This is a genomic window from uncultured Aquimarina sp. (assembly GCF_947492405.1).
Taxonomy (GTDB): domain Bacteria; phylum Bacteroidota; class Bacteroidia; order Flavobacteriales; family Flavobacteriaceae; genus Aquimarina.
The window spans coordinates 783,729-799,540 of record NZ_CANLMP010000002.1 but is presented as its reverse complement, the minus strand read 5'-3'; the positions used below and the strand labels follow the sequence as shown (position 1 = coordinate 799,540).

The following is a 15,812-nucleotide window of genomic DNA, read 5'->3' as shown; positions in this document are numbered from 1 at the left end:
TACTGATTATCAAAATTGACCTAAACTTATGGATTTAGTGAGTGGGTATAGTTATGCTTTTAGTATGCGTTGCTAATGAGTGAGTATTCGTTTTTTGTCTAATTTTTTAGTTGCTAAAAAATGTTAAAATCACTTATAGTTTTCTTAAAAACAGGATTTTACTATTTTGTACTTCAATTTATTTTGCAATAAAAAAGCACTAATTATCAATGATAGATTAGTGCTTTTTAAAAAAGTAGTATTTTTTCTTTCTAGGAAATCATCAAGGATCTACTAAATTCACCTGTTCCGGTTTCTATTCTATATACATATTGACCAGTACTTAATCTGGTTCCGGCAGATTCTTTTACATCTATAATGTGATCTCCTTCTAGAAGCATTTCATTTCTTAATGTGGCTACTTTTTGCCCAATGATATTAAACAATGTAATGTCTACATGAGTCGTTTCTGGATTATTAATATTAATAAAAGTTTGACCTCCATCATAGGTTACTATATGCGAGAGTGTTTCTCCATCTCCGGGTATGTTGGGACTAACTCCACCACAAGTAAACCCTAGATCCAATGATTCAAACTCTGCACCAAGTAATGCCTGGTTTACTGTATCCGCAGGGATACATAACCATTCTTTCATTATTGTAGAATAGATTTGTCTAAAATCATTAGTGCTTTCAGCATTAAAACCAACGCTAGGATTTTCAGGGAGTGTAGGGTGTTCTCCTATAAAACCATTACCATTAAGTCCAGTTCCGAAAAACATCATAGGAGCAACAGTACCGTGATCGGTTCCTAAAGAACCATTCTCAACCAATCTTCTTCCAAATTCAGAGATGGTCATGGTTAAGACTTTATCATCCCATCCAGAGGCTTGTAGATCTGCATAAAAATTACTAATACCTTCGGAAAAAGAATTTAGTAATTGTTGGTGTCTTTGTATTTGATTGTTATGAGTGTCAAAACCACCTAGTGTAACCATAAACACTTTAGTTCCGAGATTTCCTTTGATTAAACGAGCGACGATTCGCATTTGTCTAGCGAAATTATCGTTTTCTAAATACCCGCCAAAATCAGTAGATCGATTAAAAGCATCAAAAATTGCTTCTGCATAAGTGTAAGTTACATTCGTACTTTCTCTTATAAAATTTAAGCGATCACCATAGGTGCAATCTGGATCAGAATCCAACCTGTATCCTTGATTTTCAATATATTGCTCTAATCGTCTTGGGTCCGAAATAGCAAATGAAAAATCATTTTCCGGACCTCTAAAAATTAGATTACCAAGACTACCAATCTGTATAGAAGGTGGACTTGGTGGTGGATCAGTAATATAACTAGGATATAACCTCTGAAAATATCTACCCATAAATCCAGATTGTTCTTCTTCTGTTAGGTTCGTATTTGCCCAAATATCAGTTCCTCTAAAATGTGATAAGGTTTGATCTTCATAACCTACGCCGTGTGCAACTTTCATTTGCCCATCTCCCCATAAATTTTCTAATTTATTCATAGGTTTTGGCATTGCATACTCGTTTTCTTCCAAATTAATAAATTCACTTGGAGGAATTTTAATTAGTGGTCTTGCCCGCGCATAACTTTCATACTGATTTACAGGAATAATGGTATTGTAACCATCATTTCCTCCACCTAATCTGCAAATAATTAATATTTTATCAGTTTCAGCTTGACTTAATGCAACTGATAAAGGAGAAGGTCTGGAAACAGTAAGATTCGTATTTGCTAACATCATAGATCCACCTCCTACAAGTCCTAGTGCTTGTAAAAATGATCTACGATTCCATTTTTTATGTTCGTCTGGGTTACAAACTCCTTCCTTGGAGGTTGTTTTTGTTGCTTTTGTATTGTTGGGGTGATGCGTATTACACATAAGTTTATTATTTAAGTTGGAATTCAGGCAATTCATCGATATGACTAAGTAGCGCATAAAATTGATCGGGAACTCCCGGTAAATCTAAGGTCCAAAGAAAAGGAGCTACTGCATCGGGTTCGTAATAATTCTCCGGATAAAATTCCTTAAAAATGGCTAAGGCCTCATCAAATAATGTTTGATCTTCTAATCCTCTTGGTAGAAAATAATCTAGAATTGCTTTTACAACAACGTTTACCTGTTCACCTTGTAAGGTATTATTTACGAAACCATCTGCTAGCGTTCCGATAGGCAGTTGATTTAAAAATTGACCAAATTGTGCCTGATTTTGAGAGTAGGAAGTATTAAGAATGTTTTGAACACCTTCCCATCTACCAATTAAATAATCCGGACTTATCCAATCTTCATTTCCTTGCCAACCTTCTACATCAATAGGATTAAGTACCTCTTGTCCTATAGTAGTGGTTCTTCCTAATAAGGAGTTTAGCGAATCTAATGTAGGTGGTGATTCGAAATGTAATTCATTAAAAAAGGAAACGAATAAATCAATAGGACTTTTAATAATTGCACCAATTGCTTCTCGATCGAAAAAATGTTCACTTTTAAATAGTTGGCGAAGTACGGGTGCAATTTCGAAGTTGTTATCAATAAATGTTTGTGACATTTGTGCAACGATTGCCTCATTACAAGTAGAACTAACAAAATAGGTGTATAATTTGCCACAGATATAATTTGCAACTAATGTTTCTCGTTGTGCAAAGAGATTTGCAATTACATCATTAGGATCTCCAAGACCATAATACCCAAAATTGGCTGTTTGACCAAAAATGTTTTTATTATCATTACTAAACTGTCCTGGGTTAAACACAATAGGTCCCCAAGCAATATCATTGGTTTCTACCCAACCTGTAATCGCTTTTGCAGTTTCTAGTATATCATTTTCATCATATCCATTATCCACACCTAAGGTAAATAATTCATATAATTCTCGAGCATAATTTTCATTAGGTCTATCTCTAGTGTTTTCGTCACCATTTAGATAAACCAACATAGCAGAAGAAATACCTATATCATATACAAATTGTCTAAAATTACCAAGTGAGTGTAGTTGAAGAAGATTATAATATTGATATTGATAGGCAGGACTTCTGTATACTTGGTCTTCGGTTACAAAATGATTACTCCAAAACAGCGTTAATCGGTCTCTCAATCCGTTTTGAAGGAAATCATATATCATTTGTCTTTTACCTTCATCTTGGTAAAAATTGATATCATTATCTTCATTAGCTTCTTCTGCAGCTTCAAATTGATCTCGGTTCCAGAAACCCCATTCCGGAGCAGCATTAGGAGCCAACGCAATAGCAGCATCAATTAAAGAATCTACTAATGCTGATGGATCGTTTTGGTTTAAAGCATCAGTTACTTGAGTTTTAGTAGCTCCAAAAGCAACACGACGGTATAAATGATTGATTTTACTGACATTCCAGGGGTTCTCGGATGTGGGAACATAGGGGTCCAAGGATGCTAAGTTACAAGAAGTATCAGAGATCATAGGCAATAGGTTTATTAGTGTTAAGGGACGATTTTCACTGTAATATAATAGTTTAGAACGAAAACATTTGTTAATTAGTATCATAAAATGAAATTTTAAGAAATGTTGAAGCCTGATTTTATAAGAAAAGGAGATAAAATAGCCATAGTTTCTACTGCAAGAAAAATTATAAAAAAAGAAATTGATGAAGCCATTGAGATTTTAAGAAAATGGAATTTAGAACCCGTTATTGGTAACACCATTGGGTTAGAAAACAATCAATTTGCAGGAACTGATGAAGAGCGAAGGCTAGATTTTCAGAAGATGCTAGATGATCCCGAAATCAAGGCTATCTGGTGTGCGCGAGGCGGTTATGGTACAGTAAGAATAATAGATTTGTTGGATTTTTCTACCTTCATAAAACATCCCAAGTGGATTGTTGGATATTCTGATATTACCGTATTACACACTCATGTTCATAATTTTAATATCGCTACGATACACGCAGCAATGCCTGTTGATATTCATAAAGGTACGGAAGATGCAAGAAAATCGTTAAAGAGTGCTTTATTTGGAAAACCCAAGAATTATTGCATTCCGGTTTCCAAAAATAATAGACCTGGGGACTGTAAAGGAACACTTATTGGTGGTAATTTGTCAATTTTGTATTCAATATGCGGTTCTACTTCCTCTATAGATACCAAAGGTAAAATACTTTGTATCGAAGATTTGGATGAATATTTATATCATATAGATAGGATGTTACAAAATCTAAAACGTAATGGATATTTTGATGAATTAAAAGGGCTGATTGTTGGTGGTATGACTAAAATGCACGACAATAATATTTCTTTTGGAAAAAATGCTCAAGAAATCATATTAGATATTGTAAAAGGATATGATTTTCCTGTAGTCTTTGATTTTCCAATGGGTCATATAGAAGATAACAGAGCACTAGTTTTAGGAGCTAAAGTTTCTATAACAATGGATCAGGATTCCGTAACTCTTAAATATATTTAGTATGGCAGCACATAATACATTGGGTAAAGAAGGTGAAAAATTAGCGATAGAGTTTTTACAGAAACAAGGATATACTATTTTGGAGACAAATTATAGATATCTGAAAGCTGAAATTGATATTATTGCTCAACAAGGAGACATCATTATAGTTGTAGAAGTAAAGACCAGAAGTACTCCCGATTTTGGAGATCCTCAGGATTTTGTGAAACCGAAACAAATACAGTTATTGGTAAAAGCAATTGACCATTATGTTGTAGAGAATGATCTGGATGTAGAAGTTCGTTTTGATGTAATAGCCATTATAAAAAATAAATTAGGAACTAATATTGAACATCTCGAGGATGCTTTTTATCATTTTTAATAGTATCTAAAATTTAACACACCGTAAAAGAAATGAACTATCGCAAGCTTGGTAATTCGGAAATGAAGATTAGTGAAGTATCTTTTGGATGTATGTCACTAAAAGAAGATTTAGATATTAATGAGAAGTTAATTCATCTGGCATTTGATAAAGGGATTAATTATTTTGATACCGCTGATTTATACCAAAATGGTCAAAATGAAGTCATGTTGGGAAGTGCTGTTAAAGATTTTAGAGATAAGGTAATCATTGGGACAAAAGTGGGAAATCAAATGCGTGAAGATGGTACTGGTTGGGATTGGAATCCTAGTAAGAAATATATCTTAAAGTCTGTTGAAGAAAGTTTAAGGAGATTACAAACGGATTACATCGATTTGTATCAATTACATGGCGGTACTATTGATGATCCCATAGATGAAACTATAGACGCTTTTGAAATATTAAAAAAGGAAGGGAAAATAAGATATTATGGCATCTCATCTATACGACCAAATGTCATTAGAGAATATGTAAAACGTAGTAATATATCTAGTGTAATGATGCAATACAGTCTACTAGATAGAAGACCAGAAGAATCCTGCTTACATTTATTAGAGGAAAACAATATTGGAGTGCTAACGAGAGGATCCATAGCAAAAGGGTTGTTGGCAGGAAAACCATCAACCGACTATTTAGATTATACTGCTTCAGAAGTAAAAAAGGTGGTTGATCTTGTGAAAAATTTATCTAATAATAAGAGATCAATGTGCCAAACGGCTATTCAATTCGTATTAAAAAATAGTTATGTAACTTCTGCAGTGATTGGTATACGAACAAAAGAGCAGTTGCTTGATTGTATAGAGATTTCTAATAACAAACTATTATCAAATCAAGAACTAATACAGTTAAGTAATAGTATTAAACCAAATTTATATATAAATCATAGATGATTTATATGACATAATAACCCTTTTTAGAAGTATTAATGTATCCAGACGGTCGCTCTTACTTATTATTTCAATTAAATTTGTTAGATAAATTTTAATCACTTGTATGAATTCATTTGGAATTGTCGATTTATTGTTGGTTTTAGGAATTAGTCAAGGTATTTTTTTGGCTATTACACTTTCATTAATTCATAATAAAAACAAGCGAGCAAATAAGATTTTGTCATTCGTATTGTTTATAGCTTCTCTGATGCTTGTAGGTAGGATATGTTACCCACGGTTTTCAGGAGCCTTATTTTTTAGGATTGCAGGTTTTGTGGATACGTTGATTTTCGTTTTTGGCCCTTTATTCTATATCTATATAAGAAGATTAACTTTTTCTGAATCTCCTGATTATAAGATTCCGTGGTATCATTTTATTCCTGCGTTTCTTCATATAGCATTTTTTATTTGGACATTATCTTTTACTATAGAAGAGTTAAAAATCTTTGTCGGCCAAGGAGGTCTTGACTATGTGTACTTTATTGTAGAGACTACCGGTTTAATAAGCAATTTAGTGTACATGATTACATCATATCATTTACTTAGAGTATATAAAAAAGTAGAAAAAGAGAATCTTTCGTATTCACAGAAAGTACATACTTTCCTGAAGTTTTTCCTATTTGGAATTTTAATGTTTCTGATTTTATGGATGATAAGTTACGCTAACTATTTTATGAGAATTAAAGAATTGTATTTCATTAGTTATCACCTAATTTGGATGTCTATTCCTATATTTATTTATATCGTAGGCTTTTTTAGTTTAAAACAACCTGAAATATTTAGAGTTCCACTGATTAAGAAAAAAGCAGTTCAAAAAGGGCGATTGAATGGTGAAGAATTAGAAATACTAAAAAAGAATTTAGAAGATCTTATGGTCCATAAAAAGATATATTTAAATAATGAACTGACATTAAAGGATCTCTCTAAAGAACTTAATACCTCTACTAACAATGTGTCTTGGTTACTTAACAATATACATAAATGTAGTTTTTATGATTACATCAACACGTATAGAGTCCAAGAGTTTATTTCTAAAATTCAAAAGGGAGAACACTTTAATCATACCATTTTGGCTTTGTCATTAGATTCGGGTTTTAATTCAAAATCAACTTTTAATAAAGCTTTCAAAATGATTAAGAATGATACCCCAAGTAATTATATAAAGAAAATGGGAATAGTATAATAAATTAGTATTACTGTATCCAAACGGTCGTTTATCATAGTTTTTGAAATTAATTTCGAAGTTAATTTTAAAAATTATGAATGATATGAAAACTCTCTACGCTCTACTTTTTTTATTAGTAACCGCTAGCTTAAATTCTCAAACTGTAACTACTGTTACAGACGGGCTTTTTCACGATGGACTTGCTTTGGATATAAATGGAAATTTGTATGGATCTGATTATTCAGGGGATTCGGTTTTTAAATTGGATGTCAATGGTAATGTAAGCACTTTTGTGAGTGGTCTAAACACACCTAACGGAATTGGTGTGAATAGTAATAATGAAATTTACATATGCGATCATGAAAATAATAGAATACTAAAGTATAATGATCAGGGAGATGAACTTGCTAGCTATCCTACGCTTACTCCTGCTGGAATAAAAAAAATGCCGAACAGTGATGATATGCTTTTTGTGGGTTACGGTAATAATACTATAAACCAACTTTCATCAGATGGGACAATTACTCAACTATTTTCTGGGAGTCCGTTAAATGGACCTGCTGGTATAGCTTTTGATGATAATGGTGTAATATTTATAGGAAATTTTAACGACAGAAGAATTCATAAGTATGATAATGGAGTATTGACATACGTAGCTCAATTACCTTCAAGGGGGATCAATAGCAATTTTTTAGGTTTCTTGACATATGCTAATGGATTTTTATATGCTACTCAATTGGGAGAGCATCGTGTTTATCAGATTAATCCTCAAAACGTGGATGATTTCGATGTATATGCAGGAAGTACTGTAGGGAGTGCAAATGGAAATATTGCGGATGCAACATTTAATCTTCCTAATGGTATTTTGGCTAGCCCAGATGGGGCGACCATATATGTAAGTGATGCGGGAACAAAAAATCTCAGAATAATTTCTGATGTAACTCTTAGCATCAATGAATTAAAAGAAGCTGACTTTTCCTTACTATTATATCCAAATCCATCAAGAGAAATGTTAACGATAAAAGGAGTACTTCTGGAACAAAGTAGTTTTGATGTAGCGGTATATGATACGCTTGGACAAAGAGTTTTTTCAGAATCAAATCCATTTAAAACTAAAGCTTTTGAAAGAAATATAAATACCAGTACTTGGAGTTCCGGAGTTTATACGGTACTTATAACATCAGGTAAGTATAGAACATCAGAAAAAGTAGTCAAGTAATTTTTTTAAGGAAATATTCGCTAAAAGACGTTTCAGGGTATACCCTCGGTCGATTATTCAGTGCTTTTGAGTCAATTTTGAGCATAACTTTTAAAATTACATCAAATGAAACGAACAGTTAATTATTTTTTGACACTTAAAAAAGCAATGTATTCTTCCACGGTTATACCCGTTTTTCTTTTTTCCTTATTATTTATTTCCTGCAGACCGGGAGAAGTACCCAATATAACAACGACGGTAGAAACGGTTACAGACGGAGCTTTTTATGATGGGCTAGCTATAGATCGTAAGGGAAATTTATACGGGTCAGATTTTGTAGGGAATACAGTGTATAAAATGACTCCTTCTAGAGAAGTGACCGTTTTTGCAAATGGTTTAGTCTCTCCAAATGGAATTGGAATTAACAAAGATAATGAGGTCTATGTATGTGATAATTTTGGGAATACTATTTATAAATATTCAGAAGAAGGTACACAATTAGATAGTATCCCTGCAATTTCTCCCGCTGGTATAAAACGAATTCCGGGGACCAATGATATGTTGTTTGTAGAATATAACACCAATACAATTAATGTCTTATCAGAAGATAATACAATTACTAAGTTACACGAAGGAGCACCTATTAATGGGCCTGCTGGAATTGCTTTTGATAGGAGGGGGAATACGTATATAGGGAATTTTAACGACAGAAAAATTTATAAATTCAAAGATGGGGTGTTGTCATTTATTGCCGAATTACCTGCAGATGCTCCAAATGCTAATTTCTTAGGATTTTTGACATATGCCAAAGGTTTTCTTTTTGCGACTCAGCTTGGAGAGCATAAAATTTATAAAATCAATCTTAATAAAGAAAATGAAGTTGAGGTATTCGCTGGAAGTGTATTGGGTAATGATGACGGCGATATTTCGGAGGCTACGTTTAATTTTCCCAATGGTATTTTGGCGAGCTCAAATGGTAAAGTTCTATATGTCTCGGATGCCGGTACAAGTAATCTAAGAATTATAGAAAGTAAGATAGAGTATTAAATTAAAATCATGAATAAAATTAGGGGAATTTTTCTATTTTTATTTTGTAACTTACTCTCACATTGCAAATTAATCTTAAAACCAAATTATTATGTTAAAATCAATTTTAACTCAAGAAGGAGTAAAAGAATTAAACAAAAAACAGCAACAATCTGTTAATGGAGGAGGAGGCTTAAACTCCGAATGCCATTCTGGATCAGATTGTGATTATCCATTAATCTGCGTAGGATGTTTCTGTAGACCGGTTGGTGGACCGTTTTAATTAATGAAGAATATTTTTAAGGCTAATTCAAATATTAAAAGGTTGGAATCACATGATTCCAACCTTTTTTTACAAATATGTTAATCAAATATTAGATTTCATTGTCTATAGGTTTTTTGGTTATGAATATTTTTGCAATTGCATAAACATTTTCAAATAAATCAGAAGATGAACCATTTTTGTTGGCGAGCAGAGATATCGATAAGTTATATTCAGGAAATAATACTAACAATGAAATAGATCCATTAGCAATGCCTCCGTGATGCCAAACCCTAATTTTAGTTCCGTTTTCAAATATATCTACAGTGTCATTTCTCCAACCGATAGCATAATTTTGTTCGTTAATTTCAGCATTGTTAAGTAATACGGGTGTTGTAAGTATCTCAGTAATGTTTTGATCGAATAATTGATAATTTAAAAAAGCATTTCCAAGTTTGACAAGGTCAGTTGGAGATGCCAAAAACCCTCCGCCAGCCCATTTGTTACTATTGTTAACAGGATATACTTTTTTATATTCTTGATCATTTATGTCATAAAATTTTGCAGCATTTTTTATAGTTTCTGAAGTTTCCTCCACGATAAATTTTGCATCTAATGGTTGGAATATAAATTCTCTCATAAATTCTGGAAATGGTTTTCCAGAAGCTTCTTCCATCATTGCGCTTAAAAGTGTATAATTATAACTACTATAGCTAAAATCAATACCTGGAGTGAATAGTAACTTATCATCATTAAATAATTGAATGCTTTTTTCTACGCTTGCATACGGATCGTTATTATAATATTCCCAAATAGGAAAGCAAAGACAAGCACCATAATTTCTAATTCCCGAAGTGTGTGAAGCGAGTTGTTTCAATGTTAATTCTCCAAGATGATTATCTATATAAGGAACCAATTGTTTTACTTGATGCTCTAAACGAAGTTTGTTTTCTTTTAGAAGAACGCCTATTCCTAATGAAGTGACTGCTTTGGAAGTACTTCCTATTCTAAATTTGGTAGTAAGATCCACTAAAGTTTCATTCTCAATATCCTGATATCCCATAGCATTAGACCAAATTACTTTATTGTTTTGACCTACAGCAATGGATACAGCAGGTGTGTTTAATTTTTTGTAGATTGTTTTAAGTACACTATCAGCTTTTTTTAGAACAAGATCATTGTGAGGTCGTACAGGTCGGATATTGTTATTATTAGGTAGGTTATTCCAGCCTATCATATATGTGAAAAGAGGCTCAAAAAGAAAGAAACTTAGTATAAGTGTAAATACTGTTGCTGAGATAATTATAAATCGTTTTTTCATATCATTTATGTTTAAAATTGGGCAAAGAATTTCTAGTCATTGAAAGATGATCCAATGATAGTTATTGTTAATAGAGATAAATTATAGGTTAATAGAGATCAGTTTCTTGTTGCTTAGCTTTTAGCATTTCTGAAATTCTATACAGTAGAATGATTTCTAAAATAATAGTTGGAGTTAGTAAGAAATACCCCAAAAAGCCTAATATGATTGTAGCCATGCATCCATAAGTAATAATCTCAAAAACACCAGTAGTTTTTGCAAGTACTCCTAAGGCATTTTGGAGCCTAATTACTGAGATTCCTAATAAAACACCAATGACTCCATAAGTTACACCTTGTGCTCCTACTATATATGTAAAATCTAGTTCACCTATATGTAAGGAAAGTAAATCATAGGTATAGAAAATAATTGTCATACAAGTAAATATAAAAGCAGTAATTCTTAATAAATAGTTTTTAAAAATTTTACCGGAAAGAATAAAACCTCTCATAAAGAGAATAATTGCAGCAAGGATTACCAATTTTAACACACTGTAAAGTGTAACCGACACCATCATTTCATCATTAAAATACCTTGTATAATCCAATGCAAACTCTCCGAATCCAAGTATAAAATATATAATACCACTGATCCAGGATATGGTTAATTGTCTGTTCAAAAAACTGGCTTCTTTACTATCATCGATATCAAGAAGAAATAGTTTTTTAAACTCTTTTGCTACTTTAGAATTTTCGATTTGTATTTTTTCAAGGTCGTAATCTAGTGCGGATAGAATTGTCTTTATCGTATAACTTCTTGGCGTTACTTCACCGGCTTCAATTCTTTGTATAGTTCGGACACTAATATTGCATTGTTCTACTAGCTCTTCTTGAGTAAGTCCTTTTGATTTTCTGAGTTCTGATATTTTTATACCTAATGCTGGCTGTTCCATGATCTTTAAGTTTTTAGTTTTTGTTGAAGTAGTACTCTCTGTAGTAGAATTACTAGAACTTGTTTTCATTTGATACAGCAATATTAGTTGTGAGAGATATAATCTCAAATTTTTTGTCTTGACATTGACCCGACATTGACCTGACATTTCACTATAATAAGAGGTTTCGGGAGTTTTGTGTTTTTCTTTTGAGCGAGAAATATAGGAATTATTCTAATGTAAGAACCTATTTTTTGTAAAAAGATGTATACTTGATATGAACTACTTTTTTAGATAAAACAGCAGTGTAAATAATATTTTATGCGCACATTTTTATGGTTTCCAGGTAATTTTTAACTTCTATAAACATAGCTTCTTTACTATACATATCATCGATGTTATTACTTGAGTGATATCCAAATGAATAATTCATCGAAAATTCATCTATACTAATAAGCTCTGGATGATTTTTGTAGTTTTCTATTTCCTCAGCAAATCTTCTTTCGATATTAGAATAATTAATTGTGTAAAGTTTATGGTTATTTAATTGTATTACTAAAGCTTTATTTAAAAAACTGAATTTCTCTTCTCTTTTCATAATCTAAGTTGGTTTTATTCTAATAACTTGTAATGAAATTAATAATAAAATCAATATTTCCTCTTTTTTAAGAATGAGAGGTAATTGAAACATCGATAAAATACACTTTTTTATCGATAAAAAGAGTTAATTGTAATAAAATATGCTTTTATCTAAGGAGTTCAAGAACTTTCAATGTTCTCATAGATAGATTGTAAAGGCTGTAAAACTTTTAATGCTTTATTTACTGAATCGATATTCTCAAAAGTCAACAACAATCGCAATCCATTTCGTGTATTTTTCTCTTTCATTTTACATTTTCCTGGGTTTTTCTGTACAAATTGTAATACTTTAGAGAATATAGGGCTTTGATAAAAACTCGACTGTTGATCACTGATAAAATATCCGATCAGTTTATCTTGTTTCATTATAATCTTTTCTAAACCAATAGAGGTTGCGATCCATTTGGTACGAACAGAGTTTAATAAATCCACTGCCTGATCCGGGATTTCTCCAAAACGATCTACCAATCTTTTCTCATAAGCCTGAAGCCCTTCTTCATCTTTGATCTCGTTAAGTTCGGTATACAGATTAAGGCGTTCTGTAATATTGTTGATATAGTCATCTGGGAATAATAACTCAAAATCAGTATCAATCTGCGTATCTTTTAAGTACACTTTTTCTTTTTGATCATCTTCATATAAATCTGCAAACTCATTTTCTTTAAGTTCTTCAATTGCCTCATTTAGTATTTTTTGATAAGTATCAAAACCAATTTCATTGATAAACCCACTCTGTTCTCCACCTAATAAATCTCCAGCACCTCGAATCTCCAGATCCTTCATAGCGATATTAAATCCGCTACCCAGATCAGAATGCATTTCTAATGCGGTGATGCGTTTTCGCGCATCATCAGTCATCGCAGAATATGGTGGTGTAATGAAATAACAAAAGGCTTTTTTGTTACTTCGACCTACACGGCCGCGCATCTGATGTAGATCCGATAGTCCGAAGTTATTGGCATTATTAATAAAAATGGTATTCGCATTAGGAACATCTAGTCCACTTTCTACAATAGTTGTAGAAATCAATACATCAAATTCTCCATTCATAAAGGAGAGCATCAAACCTTCTAGTTTTTTTCCTTCCATCTGTCCGTGACCTACCGCAACTTTGGCATCCGGAACCAGGCGTTGCACCATTCCCGCGACTTCCTTGATATTTTCAATACGATTATGGATAAAATATACCTGTCCACCACGCTGAATCTCATAGCTTACAGCATCTCTAATGGTTTCTTCTGTAAATCGAATCACATTGGTTTCTATTGGATATCGATTGGGCGGAGGTGTGGTGATGGTAGATAAATCCCGAGCTGCCATCAAGCTAAATTGTAAGGTTCTTGGGATAGGTGTAGCGGTTAAGGTAAGTGTATCTACATTTTCTTTGATCGTTTTCAGTTTATCTTTTACCGAAACACCAAATTTTTGTTCTTCATCAATAACTAACAATCCAAGATCCTTGAATTTTACATTCTTATTGACTAATTGATGTGTTCCTATAATGATATCAACTTTACCGGCAGCTAAATCTTCTAGCGTTTCTCTTTTTTGTTTTGCAGTTCGGAAACGATTTACATAATCCACCACTACCGGAAAATCTTTTAGGCGTTCTCTAAATGTTTTAGCGTGCTGGAACGCCAGAATCGTAGTAGGAACTAATATGGCAACTTGTTTTCCATTATCAACAGCCTTAAATGCTGCTCTAATAGCAACTTCGGTCTTACCAAAACCAACATCACCACAGATTAATCTATCCATAGGTCGCTCACTTTCCATATCCGCTTTTACAGCTTCAGTGGCAGTACTTTGATCGGGCGTGTCCTCATATATAAAAGAAGCTTCTAATTCGTGTTGTAAATAACTATCTGGATTGTATTGAAAACCTTTTTGTAATTTTCGTTTAGCGTATAATTGAATAAGATTGAAGGCAATATGCTTTACTCTTGCTTTGGTCTTTTGTTTTAGGCTTTTCCACGCTTTAGAACCTAACTTATAAATCTGTGGCGGTTTTCCGTCCTTACCATTAAATTTAGAAATCTTATGCAGCGAATGAATACTGAGATATAACACATCTCTTTCTCCATAAATTAATTTGATCGCTTCTTGTTTTTTACCTTCGACATCTATTTTTTGTAACCCACCGAATTTACCAATTCCATGATCGATATGAGTTACATAGTCACCAACATCTAGATTGGTAAGTTCTTTGAGCGAAATGGCTTGTTTTTTTGCGTACCCGCTCTTTAGATTAAACTTATGATATCTTTCAAAAATTTGATGATCGGTATAGCAGGCTATTTTATGATCGTTATCAATAAACCCTTGAAATGCAGAAAATACAATCGTTTCATATTGTTTTACGTCTAGGTCTGCATCATCAAAAATATCGTGAAAACGTTTGGCCTGTTGATCACTTACACAGAAGATATAATTCTTATAGCCTTCTTCATGATTTTCATTCAGGTTTTTGATTAGTAAATCAAATTGCTTATTGAACGAAGGTTGCGGCTTTATGTCAAACTTAATCGCATAATCAGCTTTGGTCAGTGGTCGATTTCCTATTTCGACCAAAGTAAAATCCAGTAATTGCTTTTTAATTAATGTGGAAGAAGCAAAAAGTTCCTCTGGAGTTCCGTGTTTGATGTCTTCAGAAAGTGTTTTAAAGGCTTCTTTGGCTTTTTCCAGATTTTTGTCAATTCTAGTAGAGAGCAGGTCAATATCTTTGGCAAACACCACAGTTTTAGAAGCAATATATTTCAAAAAACTTTCGCGAGTTTCCTGCATTGCTTTGTTTTCTACATTAGGAATGATAGAAATCTTTTTAATCTGGTCTGTGGATAATTGTGTTTCTACATCGAAGGTTCTGATACTATCTACTTCATCTCCAAAAAACTCTATACGATACGGTTCATCATTACTAAATGAGAATACATCTACTATACCACCACGAACCGAAAACTCACCAGGTTCTGTAACAAAATCTACACGCTGAAATTGGTATTCGAACAACACTTCATTGACAAAATCTAATGATAAAGTATCACCAATTGTTATCTTCAATGTATTTTTCTCCAGCTCTTTTCTGGTTACTACTTTTTCGAATAAAGCATCCGGATATGTAATAATCAGTGCAGGTTTTTTTCTGGAGTTGATTCTATTCAGTACTTCTGCTCTTAATAGCACATTAGCATTATCTGTTTCTTCAATTTGATAGGGTCTGCGGTAACTTCCAGGATAGAACAATACGTTTTTATCTCCGAGTTGTTGTTCTAAATCATTAAGATAATATGCAGCCTCTTCTTTATCATCAAAAACACACAAAAAAGGTTTGTCCGCTTGCTCAAAAGCAGTCGAAATTACAAAGGATAAAGAAGATCCGATAAGACCTTGTAAATGTGTTTTACTTTCGGACTGGGCAATAGCATTCCCCAGTTTCTGCAGAGACAGAGACTGTGCAAAGGTTTGCGTGATTATATTTTTACTCACAGAGCAATAATTTTAAGCAAATATAAGAGCTATCTATTT

General features: G+C 32.7%; 13 protein-coding genes. 7 read left to right on the top strand and 6 right to left on the bottom strand.

Annotation, left to right across the window (positions count from 1 at the left end; translation table 11 throughout):
* Window positions 1-251: 251 nt before the first annotated feature.
* Both Q0829_RS09745 and Q0829_RS09740 read right to left on the bottom strand, forming a co-directional pair.
* Window positions 252-1,886 carry a DUF1501 domain-containing protein gene (locus tag Q0829_RS09745; protein ID WP_298541979.1) on the bottom strand — a complete coding sequence of 545 codons (1,635 nt, stop codon included), beginning with the start codon at window positions 1,884-1,886 and terminating at the stop codon, window positions 252-254.
* 7 nt (window positions 1,887-1,893) lie between these two features.
* Window positions 1,894-3,438, bottom strand: a complete 1,545-nt coding sequence (locus Q0829_RS09740; protein WP_298541978.1) for a DUF1800 domain-containing protein — start codon at window positions 3,436-3,438, stop codon at window positions 1,894-1,896.
* A gap of 102 nt (window positions 3,439-3,540) precedes the next feature.
* Here Q0829_RS09740 and Q0829_RS09735 point away from each other — a divergent pair, with 102 nt between their 5' ends.
* The 7 genes from Q0829_RS09735 to Q0829_RS09705 all read left to right on the top strand — a co-directional run bounded on the left by Q0829_RS09735 (window position 3,541) and on the right by Q0829_RS09705 (window position 9,438).
* The gene (locus tag Q0829_RS09735) at window positions 3,541-4,437 is read left to right on the top strand and encodes an LD-carboxypeptidase (protein ID WP_298541977.1); all 897 of its coding nucleotides are present in this window, start codon (window positions 3,541-3,543) and stop codon (window positions 4,435-4,437) included.
* Window position 4,438: 1 nt separating this feature from the next.
* Window positions 4,439-4,798 (top strand): YraN family protein, encoded by a 360-nt coding sequence (locus Q0829_RS09730; RefSeq protein WP_298541976.1) that lies wholly within the window; start codon window positions 4,439-4,441, stop codon window positions 4,796-4,798.
* A gap of 32 nt (window positions 4,799-4,830) precedes the next feature.
* Complete coding sequence (locus Q0829_RS09725) at window positions 4,831-5,727, top strand: aldo/keto reductase (protein ID WP_298541975.1); 897 nt, start codon at window positions 4,831-4,833, stop codon at window positions 5,725-5,727.
* 103 nt (window positions 5,728-5,830) lie between these two features.
* The gene (locus Q0829_RS09720; RefSeq protein WP_298541974.1) at window positions 5,831-6,949 is read left to right on the top strand and encodes an AraC family transcriptional regulator; all 1,119 of its coding nucleotides are present in this window, start codon (window positions 5,831-5,833) and stop codon (window positions 6,947-6,949) included.
* 85 nt (window positions 6,950-7,034) lie between these two features.
* A complete protein-coding gene (locus tag Q0829_RS09715) occupies window positions 7,035-8,150 on the top strand; it encodes a T9SS type A sorting domain-containing protein (protein WP_298541973.1) in 1,116 nt (371 codons plus the stop codon).
* A 105-nt stretch (window positions 8,151-8,255) separates the two neighbouring features.
* Window positions 8,256-9,176 carry a hypothetical protein gene (locus tag Q0829_RS09710; protein WP_298541972.1) on the top strand — a complete coding sequence of 307 codons (921 nt, stop codon included), beginning with the start codon at window positions 8,256-8,258 and terminating at the stop codon, window positions 9,174-9,176.
* Between the two features lie 91 nt (window positions 9,177-9,267).
* Entirely contained in the window at window positions 9,268-9,438 is a 171-nt protein-coding gene (locus tag Q0829_RS09705; RefSeq protein WP_298541971.1) for a hypothetical protein, read from the top strand.
* Between the two features lie 91 nt (window positions 9,439-9,529).
* On the opposite strand, the gene Q0829_RS09700 is transcribed toward Q0829_RS09705, so the two are convergent.
* The 4 genes from Q0829_RS09700 to mfd form a co-directional block, all read right to left on the bottom strand.
* Window positions 9,530-10,738, bottom strand: a complete 1,209-nt coding sequence (locus Q0829_RS09700) for a serine hydrolase domain-containing protein (protein WP_298541970.1) — start codon at window positions 10,736-10,738, stop codon at window positions 9,530-9,532.
* Window positions 10,739-10,826: 88 nt separating this feature from the next.
* Entirely contained in the window at window positions 10,827-11,738 is a 912-nt protein-coding gene (locus tag Q0829_RS09695; protein ID WP_298541969.1) for a helix-turn-helix domain-containing protein, read from the bottom strand.
* A gap of 229 nt (window positions 11,739-11,967) precedes the next feature.
* Window positions 11,968-12,246 carry a hypothetical protein gene (locus tag Q0829_RS09690; protein ID WP_298541968.1) on the bottom strand — a complete coding sequence of 93 codons (279 nt, stop codon included), beginning with the start codon at window positions 12,244-12,246 and terminating at the stop codon, window positions 11,968-11,970.
* 161 nt (window positions 12,247-12,407) lie between these two features.
* Entirely contained in the window at window positions 12,408-15,773 is a 3,366-nt protein-coding gene (mfd, locus tag Q0829_RS09685) for a transcription-repair coupling factor (RefSeq protein WP_298541967.1), read from the bottom strand.
* Window positions 15,774-15,812: the final 39 nt, after the last annotated feature.